Origin of the sequence: Nitrospirillum pindoramense (assembly GCF_007827955.1) — a bacterium.
GTDB lineage: Bacteria > Pseudomonadota > Alphaproteobacteria > Azospirillales > Azospirillaceae > Nitrospirillum > Nitrospirillum amazonense_B.
In genome coordinates this window covers 1-13,957 of record NZ_VITR01000008.1, presented here as the reverse complement: position 1 = coordinate 13,957, position 13,957 = coordinate 1, and the positions used below count along the sequence as shown (strand labels likewise).

5 protein-coding genes are annotated in these 13,957 nt (G+C 67.1%); 3 read left to right on the top strand and 2 right to left on the bottom strand.

The genetic code is table 11. The annotated features are described in order from the left end of the window. Nucleotides 1-111: 111 nt before the first annotated feature. Nucleotides 112-1,032, bottom strand: coding sequence for a LysR family transcriptional regulator (locus FBZ90_RS14560; protein WP_145733265.1), 921 nt, complete (start codon nt 1,030-1,032; stop codon nt 112-114). Nucleotides 1,033-1,217: 185 nt separating this feature from the next. On the opposite strand from FBZ90_RS14560, the gene FBZ90_RS14555 reads away from it, so the two are divergent. After that, entirely contained in the window at nt 1,218-2,408 is a 1,191-nt protein-coding gene (locus FBZ90_RS14555) for an acyl-CoA dehydrogenase (protein ID WP_145733263.1), read from the top strand. 20 nt (nt 2,409-2,428) lie between these two features. After that, nucleotides 2,429-3,685, top strand: a complete 1,257-nt coding sequence (locus FBZ90_RS14550) for a CaiB/BaiF CoA transferase family protein (protein WP_145733261.1) — start codon at nt 2,429-2,431, stop codon at nt 3,683-3,685. On the opposite strand, the gene FBZ90_RS14545 is transcribed toward FBZ90_RS14550, so the two are convergent. Continuing rightward, nucleotides 3,652-4,368 carry a response regulator transcription factor gene (locus FBZ90_RS14545; RefSeq protein WP_145733259.1) on the bottom strand — a complete coding sequence of 239 codons (717 nt, stop codon included), beginning with the start codon at nt 4,366-4,368 and terminating at the stop codon, nt 3,652-3,654. The two genes, FBZ90_RS14550 and FBZ90_RS14545, sit on opposite strands and share 34 nt — an antisense overlap. A 439-nt stretch (nt 4,369-4,807) precedes the next feature. On the opposite strand from FBZ90_RS14545, the gene FBZ90_RS14540 reads away from it, so the two are divergent. Continuing rightward, nucleotides 4,808-13,957: beta strand repeat-containing protein (locus FBZ90_RS14540; protein WP_145733257.1), on the top strand; the 9,150-nt coding region annotated here is incomplete at its 3' end.

Genomic DNA, 13,957 nt, shown 5'->3' with positions numbered 1-13,957 from the left:
CGCGCGTTGACGTTGATGGGGGCGGACGCGCCGCACCACCGGGCCAGGATGGCAGCGGCCGGGCCCAAGCGATTGACGATAAAACCGTTATTTGAATACGGCTGCGGTTCCCTACACCGTCTTTGGCGATAGGCTGCCCGGCTCCCGCCCCTGCTCCATCAGCCAGTCGCGGAAGACCATGAGGGGGCGGTAGGTTTTGCGGTTGGCGGGATAGACCAGGTAATAGCTCGTCTCGGCCGGTGACGCCCGTCCCGGCAGGATGACCAACTCGCCGGACGCAAGTTCCTCCCGCACCAGGAAACGGGGCACCAGCGCGCAACCCAGCCCGGCGACGGCGGCCCGGATGACCAGAAGGAATTGCTCGAACACCAGGGCCGGCTGTCCCGGCGGGCGTTTCAGGCCCTGGGCCTCGAACCACAGCGTCCAGCTGTCGAGGCGGGTTTCCTGCAACAATAGGGGCAACCGCGCCAGGTCGGCGGGGCACGGCGGACCGTTCGGGCCGATCAGGGCCGGGGCAGCGACCGGCACCAGCTCCTCCCCCATGAAACGCTGGCGGATGAGGTCCGGCACCGGCGGCAGGGCGCTCATGATGGCGGCGTCCAGCCCTTCGGCGCGCGGGTCGATGGGCCGCACGCGAGTGGAGAAATTGATGCTGATGTCGCGGTGACGGGCGAAGAAATCCGGCATGCGCGGAATCAGCCAACGGGCGCCGAAGGACGGCAGGATGGCCAGGCCCAGGCTGCCGCTGCCGCTTTCAAAGGCGATGGCCTGGGCGCCGGCCTGACCCAGCCGGGCCAGGATGTCCCGCACCTGCTCCGCATAGAACTGGCCGGCCAGCGTCGGCACCACCCGCTGGCGCACCCGCTGGAACAGCGGCACGCCCAACTGCGCCTCCAGCTGGGCCACCTGCCGGCTGACCGCCCCTTGCGTCAGGTTCAGTTCATCCGCCGCCAGGGTGAAGCTGGAGTGGCGGGCCGCTGCCTCGAACGCGACCAAGGCCGCCGTGCTGGGAATAAGGCGACGGGAAAGCATGGGGCCACATCCTCATGATGTTCAATACGGCAATGGAACGGAAATAAGGTTTTGATGTCCATAGATCATGAGAAAATTGCATCATCTTATGACCGGACATGGCTTGCCCCCGCACCGGCCAAGGCGCTTAAATCCGGGGGTGGGCGCCCCCGTCGAACCGGCGCCGTCGAGAGGGATCGCACAAGATGGCCAAAGGTGACGCCAACTCGTTCCAGTGGGACGACGCCTTCCTGCTGAACGCGCAACTGGGTGAGGAGGAGCGTCTGATCCGCGACACCGCCCGCGCCTATTCCCAGGACAAGCTGGCGCCCCGGGTGGTGGAGGCCTTCGCCACGGAGCATACCGACAGGGCCATCTTCCAGGAGATGGGGGCGCTGGGCCTGCTGGGCCTCACCCTGCCGGAGGAATACGGCGGCGCCAACGCCAGCTATGTCTCCTACGGGCTGGTGGCCCGGGAGGTGGAGGGGGTGGACAGCGGCTATCGCTCGATGATGAGCGTGCAGTCCTCGCTGGTCATGCATCCCCTATACGCCTATGGCAGCGAGGAACAGCGCCGCCGCTACCTGCCCCGCCTGGCGTCGGGGGAATGGGTGGGCTGCTTCGGCCTGACGGAACCGGACTCCGGCTCCGACCCCGCCTCCATGCGGACCCGGGCGGAAAAGGTGGCCGACGGCTATCGCCTCACCGGCAGCAAGATGTGGATCACCAACGCGCCCCTGGCCGATGTCTTCGTCGTCTGGGCCAAATCCGACGCGCACGACGGGGCCATCCGCGGCTTCGTGCTGGAAAAGGGCATGGCCGGCCTGTCCGCACCCAAGATCGCCAACAAGCTGAGCCTGCGCGCCTCCATCACCGGTGAGATCGTGATGGATGGCGTGGTGGTGGGGGAGGAGCACCTGCTGCCCGGCGTCTCGGGCTTGAAGGGTCCCTTCGGCTGCCTGAACCGGGCGCGCTACGGCATCGCCTGGGGCGCCATGGGGGCGGCGGAAACCTGCTTCCACGCTGCCCGGACCTACACCCTGGACCGCCAGCAATTCGGCCGGCCCCTGGCCGCCAACCAGCTGGTGCAGAAGAAGCTGGCGGACATGCAGACGGAGATCACGCTGGGCCTGCAGGCGGCGTTGCGCGTCGGCCGCCTGTTCGACGAGGGCACCGCGACGCCGGAGATGATCAGCCTGATCAAGCGCAACAACTGCGGCAAGGCGCTGGACATCGCCCGCGCCGCCCGCGACATGCACGGCGGCAACGGCATCTCCGGCGAGTTCCCGGTGATGCGCCACATGATCAACCTGGAAACCGTGAACACGTACGAGGGTACCCACGATGTCCACGCCCTGATCCTGGGCCGCGCCATCACCGGCATCGCCGCGTTCTGATCGGCGGTCTTGAACGCATCATGACGGGCGCGCTGACGGGCATCCAGGTCCTGGACCTGAGCCGCATCCTGGCCGGCCCCTGGGCGACCCAGCTGCTGGGCGATTTCGGGGCCACCATCATCAAGGTGGAAAAGCCGGGGGAAGGCGACGATACCCGGCGTTGGGGGCCCCCCTTCGTTGGCGGGGCGGACGCGGCGGAGGATGGAACCGCCGCCTATTTCCTGGCGGCCAACCGCAACAAGCGCTCCATCGCCGTGGACTTCACCACTGCGGAGGGCCAGGCGCTGCTGATCGACCTGGCCGCACGCTCGGACGTGGTGGTGGAAAACTACAAGGTCGGCGGACTGGCCAAGTACGGCCTGGACTATCCCAGCCTGCGGGCCGTCAACCCGCGCCTGATCTACTGCTCCATCTCGGGGTTCGGCCAGGACGGGCCCTACGCCCATCGCCTTGGCTATGACTTCCTGGTCCAGGGCATGTCCGGGCTGATGAGCGTTACCGGCACGGCGGAGGGGGGGCCACAGAAGGCGGGCGTGGCCCTGGCCGACATCATCACCGGGCTCTACGCCGGCAACGCCATCCTGGCGGCCCTGCACCACCGGGAGAAGACCGGGGAGGGCCAGCACATCGACGTGGCGCTGCTGGACTGCATGGTGGCGGCCATGGCCAACCAGGCGCTGAACCACCTGGCCAGCGGCCGTGACCCGCAGCCCCTGGGCAATGGCCATCCCAGCATCGTCCCCTACGACACCTTCCCCACCGGCGATGGCCACATCAACCTGGCGGTGGGCAATGACGGGCAGTTCACGCGACTGTGCGCCGTGCTGGCGGTGCCGGAGCTGAGCGCCGATCCCCGCTTCGCCACCAACAGCCAGCGCGTCACCAACCGGGCCGCCCTGACCGAACTGCTGACGGAACGGTTGACGACCGCCCCGTCAGCCCACTGGCTGGCGCTGCTGGAGGCGGCGGCGGTTCCAGCCGGGCCCATCAATACCCTGGGCCAGGTCTTCGCCGACCCACAGGTCAAGCACCGCGGGCTGGCCCTCACCCTGCCCCACCCCGTACTGGGCCCGGTGCCCGGCGTCGCCTGCCCGGTGAAGCTGTCGGGGACGCCGATCACGGATGGACAGGCGCCGCCCGCCCTGGGCGCCGATACGGCTACGGTATTGCGCGACGTCCTGGGCCTGGACCAGACACGTCTGGCGGCGCTGGCGGCGGCCGGGGTGATTGGGGCGCCCTCGGGCTATTCCGCTGGCGACGGCGCGCGGAATACGTAACCCTGGCCGTACACCATGGCCACCGGCAGCTCAACGCCACTGGCGTCCAGCACCTTGCGGCGCAAGCGGCTGATGACCGCGTCAAGATTGCGGTCGTTATGAACCATGGACGGCCGCTCCAGCGAGGCGATAAGCTCGGCCCGGGACACGATCGCCCCCCGGGTCTGCATTAGCCGCGCCAGGAAGGCGAATTCGGTGGCGGTCAGCATGGTCCTGTCCCCCGTCGGCGCGACCAGTCGCCAGTCCGCCGCCTCAAGCCACCAGTCGCCCGCTGCTGGCACGGGAACCTTAGGCTCCGCCGCGCGGCCGCGCAGCCCGCCCAGGCGGCGGATCAAGCCGCGCAGATTGGCTTCGACTTCCCGCATGCTGGTATGTTTGACCAGATAGATGTCGGCGCCGCTGGCGAGGCCCTCGACCTTGTCATCGATGCTGCTGTGCCCGGTGAGCATGATGATGCCGCAAACCAGGCCATGGCGCCGGCGGAACTCGCGGGCCAGATCAAAGCCGAGGCAATCGGGTAGACCAACGTCCAGGATGAAGACCGTGGGCTGACGGCTCTCCGCGATCCGCAGCGCCTCCGCCCCCGTGCCGGCGCCAGCGGCCTGGAACCCTTTCAGGATCAGGTAATCGACCAGGTCGGTGCGTGGGCCATCCGCGTCTTCGACAACCAGCACGTCCAGCATGCAGCCCCTCTCGCCCCCCGCCGTCCATCTACACCCGCCAGCGGACGGCATCTGTCGGTTTGGGTCTATGCCCCATCATCCGAAAAATCCGCAGGCGCTGTTCCAAGTCCATCCGTCTATCCAGCAGGTAATATTTATGCGGATGTCGCTGGTGATTTCAAATTTTATTGGTTCTCAGCCGCCATTAGCCGGTGAACTGGCCAGAATTGTGATAGAGCGGCAACCATATTTGATAGATTTTCACACATTCCGCCAGAAGGCATAGAATTAAACAGAATTGATCATTGTACTTCCCCCGCGCGACCGCATACCCAAGTAGCTCTACCTCTGTAGGATTAATCCCGAATACGACGCCCTCGTTGGCGCCGTAGGTGGGCGGCGGCAAAACGCTCCGAAGCAAGGGGCGGCGGTTAAACGTCAGGCATTGTTGGGGGATGTGATGGGGCTGAACGGTGGGTTGCGCCAGGCGCTGCTGACGGGGTCTTCGCTGGTCATTTTGGCTGCCGTGGCGGGCGCGTCCCGACCGGCGGCGGCCGATATCGTTATCAGCAGCAACCAGCATGACCTTGGGATAACCACCGACCAGGGTATGGTCAGCATACAAAGCGGCGTGCTCGCCACGGGCATTTATGGGGCCTCGATCTCAGCCATCATCGGCACGTTCATCAACAACGGAACCATCGGTGTCAGCGAAGGATTCGGCCTTTACAGCAGCCTTTCCATCGGCACGCTGGTCAATACCGGCACCATCAGCGGATATACGGGCGCCTTCAACGCCGGCACTATCGGCACGCTGAGCAATAGCGGCACCATCAAGGGTACGGCACGGGGTATTCTGAACGATGGCACCATCGCCACGCTGAGTAACAGTGGATCGATAGTGGGAGCCACCTACGGCGTCCATAACCGCGATGGCACCATCGGCACGCTGAGCAATAGCGGCACCATCAAGGGTGCGGCATGGGGTATTCTGAACGGTGGCACGATCGCCACGCTGATCAACAGCGGATCGATAGGGGGGGGCACCACCGGCATCTATAACAGCGGCAGCACCATCGGCGCGCTGATCAACAGCGGATCAATAGGGGGTGCCGCCTCCGGCGTCTATAACAGCTATGGCACCATCGGCACGCTGATCAACAGCGGCACCATCGGCGGTGGCCTTCATGGGGTGCTTTCCACCGGCACCATCGGCACGCTGGACAACAGCGGCACCCTGATCGGCGTCGGTGCCAGCAGCGGGGGCGGCACGGCCGCCGCCGTGTACAACATCGGTAGCGTCGCGACGCTGTCCAATAGTGGTGTCATGCTGGCCGATGGCACCAACCATTTCAGCCTCGGCATTTTGAACAGAGGCACCATCGACACGCTGATCAACAACGGCGGCACCATCGTCGCGCTTCAGAGCGGTGCCGCCGTCGGCAACTTGGGCTTGATCGGCAGCCTTAGGAACACCGGCATTGTCCTCGGCGTCAGCACCGGCGTGGATAACCGGGGCACCATCCTGGTGCTCAACACTGACGGCACCATCACCGGTGCCAGCGCCCTGGAAAACAGCGGCACCATCGGCGCCCTGATCAACAGCGGCAGCATTGGCGGCTATAATGGCCTCTACCAGCACGACGGCGGCACCATCGGCACGCTGGTCAACAGCGGCACCATATCCGGCAATGTGATCAACGAAGGTGCCGGCGATCTGACCATCGGCGGGGGCACCGGTGGGGTCGTAGGCACGTTCACCAGCGGTCAAATCCGCAGCTCCCAGAACGGTGTGGTGTTCACCTCGGGCGCGCTGGCCATCGGGGACAGCTTCGATGTCAGCGCCAACACGGTCACCAACACCGGCGCCAGCCTGACCCTGACCAACGCCATCAGCGTCACCGGCGCCTATAGCCAGTCGGCGGGCACGCTGGTGGTCAACCCCGATGTCGGCGGCCTGCTGATCGTCAGCGGCGTGGCCAATATCAGTGGTGGCACGGTCCTTTCCAGCCTGTCCAGCACCGGCAATTACCTTGCCGGGGACTACACCCTGGTGCAGGGCACCACCGGTTCCAGCTACGCCGGCGCCACCACCACCGTCGTCGGCGACGTCGCTGGCGTCAGCGCCCACAGCTCGACCGCCGCCACCGACAGCACCGCCGCCCTGCTGCTCACTTTCGACAACAATTACATCGGCGGTGCCCTGGCGTATCTCGACAATACGCTGACACTGGCCACGAATTACGCGGTGTACGTCGCCAGCACGGGCAGCCTGGACCTTCTGGAAAACCATGGCACCTTGGGTTCGACGGTTACCGGCCAGGTGTCGCGGGCCATCGTCGTTGGCGGCACCCTCGGAAGCCTCAGCAACTATGGAGTCATCAGCGCCGTAAGCGATAGGGGCGCCGCGATCCTTGTCGACGGCGGCATCGGCACGCTGAGCAACAGCGGTATCATCAGCGGTTCAGCGACGGCCATCAGGCTGCGCGACGCGGGCACCCTCAGCTTGCTGGACAACCAAGGAACCATCGCCGGCAATATCCGTAATGATGGCGCTGGGGCACTGACGATTTCCGGGGCGAATGGGTGGCCCTTCGGCACGCTCACAGGTTATGGCCTCGACAGCCAGGGCACCATCCTCAGTACTGATTCCAACGTGGTGTTCGCCGGCGGCAATCTGTGGCTGAACGACAGCATCAATGCCGGCGCCAACACGGTGCTGAACACCGGCGCCAATCTCGATCTGCCCAATACCGTCAGCATCACCGGCACCTACAGCCAGTCTGGCGGTAGCCTATACCTGGAGGCGGGTGCCCAGCTGGTGGTCAGCGGACCGGTCACAATCACCGGCGGCGGTGTGACGGGCGGGTTCTCACCGGCCGGCAACTACCTTCCCGGCAGCATCGTCGGCACGCTGATCACGGCGGGCGCACCCTCCGATTATTCCGGCGCCGTCGTGTCAGCCGACCTGACCGGGCTGGCGGTCGGCGGGACCGCCGGCAATGACGGCCGCGACCTGATCGCCGTGGCGCAAAACTACTACGTGGGCGGCACGCTGGCCGGCATCACCAACGCCGCGGCGATCACGGACGTCACCTCGCCCGTCTTTGTCGCCGCCTCCGGGGTTCTGGGCAGCCTAGTCAATACCGGCCAATTGTTCGGCTTTGGGGCCATCGACAACAATGGCGCCATCGGCACGCTGACCAACAGCGGCTCCGCCACTGGCGTGTATGTCGGCATCGGCAACCAGGGCACCATCGGCACGCTGACCAACAGCGGCCGGATTTCAGGTGGTTCCACCGGCATCAACAACTACGGCACCATCGCGACGCTGATCAACAGCGGCACCATCAGTGGCTCGAACGCCGCCATCATGAACGGCGGCGGCCTTTCCAGTTCGTCCACCGGCGTTCACAACGGCGGCACCCTCGGCACGCTGGTCAACAGCGGCGTCATTGCCGGCGTCATCGCCAATTTCAGCAGCAGCCCCCTGACCATCGTCGGTGGCGCGAACGGAACGGTTGGCACCCTGACGGGCTATGACCTCATCAGCCAGGGCACGATCACCAGCCCCGGCGCCAATGTGGTGTTCGCGGGCGGCAGCCTGCTGCTGAACGACAGCATCGCCGCCGATGGCCAGACCGTGTTCAACACCGGCGCCACACTGACGCTGTCCAGCATCGTCAGCGTGACCGGCAACTACAGCCAGTCCGCCGGCGTCCTTGACGTGGGCACGGATGGGCGACTGGTGGTCAGTGGGGCGGCCAGCATCACCGGCGGCACCGTTCAGACCACGCTGTCCAGCACGGGGAACTATCTGGCCGGCGCCAGCGCCGGCACCCTGGTCCAGGGCGGCCTGGGGTCCAGCTACAATGGGGTCAGCATCGCCGCAGGCGTCACCGGCCTGACCGCAACCGCCGGATCGGTCGCCATGGGTGACCAGGTCGACCTGGTGGCGATGGCGGCCAACGACTATGTCGGCGGCACCCTCGACACCCTGGGGAACGATACGACCATCAGTGGCGTGGATTCCGCCGTCTACATCGCCGGTACCGGCTGGCTGGGCACGCTGGTCAATGGCGGCACCCTGAACGGCAGCATCAACGGCGTCCTCAACCTCTTCGGCACCATCGGTACGCTGGCCAACAACGCCATCATCGAGGGTGGCGCGCAAGGCATCCTCAATGACGGTGTCATCGGCACGCTGTCCAACGGCGGCACCATCAGCGGCGGCAACATCGGCGTCAGCAACGTTGGCAGCATTTCGACGCTGTCCAATACCGGCACGCTGAGCGGGGACCTTTACGGTCTGCTCAACCAGCGCCGCATCGACACTGTCATCAACCAGGGAACCATCTCCGGCACGGTGGCGCTGTACAACCGGGGCACCATCGGCACCGTCCTCAACTATGGCAGCCTGATCGATGCCGCCGCCCCCGTGGCGGCGGGCCTGGCGAATACCGGCTTGATCGGCCTGGTCGATACCCACGGGACCATGACGGGTGCCGTATACGGCCTGAACAACACCGGGACCATCGGGACGGTGGACAACAGCGGCCTCATCGCCGGCACCGGCGCGAACGGCGGCATCGGCGTCTACTCCTCCGGCACCATCGGCACGCTGGCGAACAGCGGCACGATCCGGGGCGTGACCACCGCCGTGCGCCTCGGTGGATCGGGCAGCATCGGCCTGTTGTCCAACAGCGGCGTGATCGCGGGCGATATCCGCAACGGCAGCGGCGCCGCCCTGACCATCGCGGGCGGGACGAACACCACCGGCACGTTGACCGGCGCCAACCTGGTCAGCCAGGGCACCATCCGCAGCACCGATGCCGACCTGGTGTTCGCGTCCGGCAACCTGCTGCTGAACGACAGCATCAACGCCGGATCCAACACGGTGCTGAACGCCGGCGCCAGCCTGACGCTGCCCAGCACCGTGACCATCACCGGCAGCTATCGCCAGACGGACGGCACCCTGGCGCTGAACGCCGGCGCCAATGCGCTGCTCATCAGCGGAGCGGCCACCATCACCGGCGGCACCGTCGTGGGCAGCCTGGACGCCGGCGGCAATTACACGGTGGGGGCCACCCCCTACACCCTGGCGCAGGGCGGCGCCGGGTCCAACTATGCTGGTGCGACCGTCACCAGCGGCCTGGCCGGCCTGGCCACCGGCAGCACCTCCGACGGCCAGAACCTGCTGATGACCATCGCCAACGACTATGTCGGCGGCGCGCTGGCCAGCCTCAGCAACAGCGGCACGATCAGCGCCGCCACCGGCATCTTTGTGGCCGGCACGGGCAGCGTCGGAACCCTGTCCAACGACGGCACGCTTAACGGCACCTGGGGCGTCAACAACCAGGGCGGCGTGGGTACGCTGCTCAACAATATGTTGATCAGCGTGGCCGGCACTGGCGTCATCAACGGCGGCACCATCGGCCTGCTATCCAACAGCGGCACGCTTCTGGCCGATGGCACCAACGGCATCGTCAACATCGGCCGCATCGGCACCCTGGCCAACAGTGGCCGCCTGATCAACACGCAGATCAACGCCGGGTCCGGCACGGCGGCGGCCGTGCTGAACCAGGGCACCGTCGGCGTGCTGTCCAACAGCGGGCTGATCAGCGGGCCCGTCGCCCTGGAAAACAGAGGCACCATCGGCCTCGTTGCCAACAGCGGCACCATCGCCGGCGATATCCGGAATGACGGGGCCACCCCCCTCACCATCACCGGCGGCACCGATTTGTCGGTGGGCACGCTGACGGGCTACACCCTGGGCAATCAGGGCACCCTCACAAGCGGGTCCAGCGACCTGGTATTCGCGGGCGGCAAGCTGCTGCTGAACGATGTCATCGACATGGGCGACCACACGGTGTTCAACGCCGGCGCCTCGCTGTCACTGCCCGACACCGTCAGCGTGACCGGCAACTACAGCCAATCCGCTGGCACGGTGGCACTGGGCGTGGGCGCGCAACTGGCGGTCAGCGGTGCCGCCACCATCACCGGCGGCACGGTGGTGGCCACGCTGTCCAGCAGCGGCAACTATCTGGCCGGGGCCATCGCCGGCACGCTGGTCACGGCGGGTGCCGTCTCTGATTACTCGGGTGCCACCGTGGCCAGCGGCTTGAGCCCATTGGCGCTCGGCGGGACCGTCAGTGGCGACGGACGCAACCTCCTGGCCCTGGCGCGCAACGATTACGTCGGCGGCGCGCTGGAAGCCATCGCCAATACCGGCACGATCCGGGGCGTCAACTCCGCGGTGTACGTGGCCGCCTCTGGCGTGCTGGGCAGCCTGAGCAACAGTGGGCTGCTGTCGGGCCGGTTCGTCGGCCTCAGCAATGATGGCGCCATCGGTACCCTGGACAATGGCGGCAGCATCAACGGCTATAGCGGCGTGACGTCCAGCAACAGCATCGGCCTGCTGGTCAACCGCGGCACCATAACATCGACGTCCTCCGCCATCGGGAACAAGGGCACCATTGGCGAAATCCGCAACAGCGGCGTCATCCTGGCCCGGGGCAGCACCAGCGCCGCCGCCGTCGGCGTCTATTCCACGGGCGCCATCGGCACGCTGTCGAACAGCGGCGTCATCAGCGGCAAGACCTACGCGATCTGGATCAGCCAGGGCGGCAGCCTGGGCACGCTGGTCAACAGCGGCACCATCGCCGGCGATGTCCGTAACGACGGCCCGGCCAGCCTTACCATCATCGGTGGCGCCGACGGGCAGATCGGCACACTGACCGGCTTCAACGGCGGCATCGGCACGCTGAGCAGCCAGCAGGCCGACGTCGTGTTCGCGGGCGGCAGCCTGGCGCTGAACGACGACATCACTGTCGACACCCATACGGTGGTGAATAGCGGGGCTGCCCTGTCGCTGCTGCGAACCGTCAGCATCACCGGCGGCTACAGCCAAAGCGGCGGCACGCTGGCGCTGGGCACCTACACCCTGGTGGTCAGCGGCGTGGCCAACATCAGCGGCGGCACGGTGACCACCACCCAGTTGGACGCCAGCGGGAATTACCTGGTGGGCGACAGCCACGGCACCCTGGTCCAGGGCGCCATCGGGTCCAGCTACACCGGGGTCAGCATCCTTTCCGGCATCACCGGCCTGACCCTGGCCGCGAACACCGCCACCATCGGCGGCACGGTCGACCTGCTGCTGACCGCGGCCAGCGACTATGTCGGCGGCACGCTGACCAACCTGGAGAACACCGGCACCATCACCGGCGTGCGGACGGCGGCCTACGTCGCGGACGGCGGCGCCATCGGCACCCTCAGCAACAGCGGCGTGCTGCACGGCACCCGCTACGGCCTATACAACAATGGCGGCATCGACACCGTCAGCAACGCCGGCACGATCAGCGGCACGGTAGGCCTGTACAATGTCGGCACCATCGGCACGGTGCTGAACGCCGGCAGCCTGGTGGACGATTTCGCCCCCAGGGCGGCGGGCCTGGTCAATTGGGGCCTGGTCGGCGGTCTGGACAACCGGGGCACCATCACCGGCGAGTCTTACGGCCTGTACAACCTGGGGACCCTGGGCACGGTCAGCAATAGCGGCACCATCGCCGGCCGTATCGGCTTGATCAATGAGGGCACCATCGCGGTCTGGGCCAATGCCGGGGCCGGAACCATCGCCGGTGTCAACACCGGCGTGGAAAATGACGGTGTCCTTGGCACCCTGACCAACAGCGGCACCATCGCCGGCTTCTCCATGGCCCTATGGAACACCGGCAGTATCGTCACGGTGACGAACGGGGCGGTCATCGCCAGCAACCACACCGCGCTGCTCAACCAGGGCACCGTGGGCACCCTGGTCAACCAGGGCACGATCAGCGGCGGAACCTATGGCGTGAACAACGCCGGCGCGGTGGGCGGCATCGCCAACAGCGGCGGCATCGCCGGCATCACCGCGCTGTACAACAGCGGTAGCCTGGGCACGGTGGCCAACAGCGGCACCATCGCGGGCAACGTGGTGAACACCAGCGCCAACGCCCTGATCATCGTGGGCGGCGGCAACGGCACGGTGGGCAGCTTCACCGGCGGCACCATCACCAGCACGCTGGCGGGGGTGACCCTGGCATCCGGCACCCTGTTGCTGGGGGACGCGGTGAATGTGGGCACCGGCAGCCTGGTCAACAGTGGCGCGTCGGTGACGCTGGCGGGGGCCATCCAGGTCACGGGCACCTACAGCCAGGCGACCGGCAGCCTGTCCCTGGGCGGGCAGGCGCTGACGGTCCATGGTGCGGCCAGCATCACCGGCGGCGGCGTGCTGGCCGGCCTGTCGAACGAGGGCAACTATGTGGCGGGCGGGGTGACCACCCTGGTTGCCGCCGGGGCGGGCTCCACCTACACCGGCGCCACCGTCAGCAGCGGGGTCACGGGCCTGATCGCCACGGCGGGGGCCAGCGGCGACAACCTGGTGCTGACGGCGGTCAACGACTATGTCGGCGGCAGCTTGGCCAGCCTGACCAACAGCGGCACTGTGTCGGCGGCCACGGCGGTCCACATCGCCGCCAGCGGCAGCCTGGGTACCCTTGTGAACAGCGGCCTCATCGAGGGCGCCGTCGTCAACCTGTCGTCCCAGGTGCTGAGCATCGCCGGCGGTACGGGCGCCACCATCGGCACCCTGACCGGCTTGGCCGGGGCGCAGGGCACCATCACCAGCACCGGCGCCAACGTCGTGCTGGCCAGCGGCAACCTGGTCCTGAACGATGCGGTGACCGTCGGCGCCGGCACCCTGGTCAACAGCGGCGCCAACGTGCTGCTGACCAGCATCGTCAGCGTCACCGGCAACTATAGCCAGACAGGCGGCACACTGGCCCTGGGGCTCGACACGCTGGTGGTCAGCGGCGTCGCCAGCCTCACCGGCGGTACCGTTTCCACGACGCAGATGCTGTCCAGCCAGGCGAACCACCTGGTCACCGACAGCGCGACGCTGGTGCAGGGTGGCGCCGGCTCCGGCTATGACGGGGTCAGCGTCGTGGCCGCTATCAGCGGGCTGGCGCTCACCAGCAGCACGGCCACCATCGGGTCCACCGTCGACCTGCTGTTGGGGGTCGCCAACGATTACATCGGCGGCACCCTGGGCACGCTTAACAACGCGGGCACCATCGCCGGCGTGGCGACGGCGGCCTACGTCGCCGACACGGGCAGCCTGGGCACCCTGGTCAACAACGGCCTGCTGAGCGGCACGCTCTACGGCATCCAGAACCTGGGCACGATCGGCCTGGTCAGCAACAGCGGCACCGCCACCGGCCTCATCGGCCTGTACAACCAGGGGACCATCGGCACGGTCGTCAACACCGGCGCCCTGCTGGACGCCCCGGCGCCGGCCGCCGCCGGCCTGAACAACGCCGGCAGCATCGGCTCGGTGGCCAACAGCGGCACCATCAGCGGTGCGGCCTATGGCTTGTTCAACAGCGGTACCATCGGGGCGATCAGCAACAGCGGCACCATCACCGGCGTCACCGCCCTGTACAACCAGGGCAGCATCGGCACCATCGCCAACAGCGGTGTCATCGCCGGCAGCATCGTGAACACCAGCGCCAACGCCCTGGTCTTCACCGGCGGCAGCGGCACGGTGGTCGGCACCCTGACCGGCCAGAGCGGC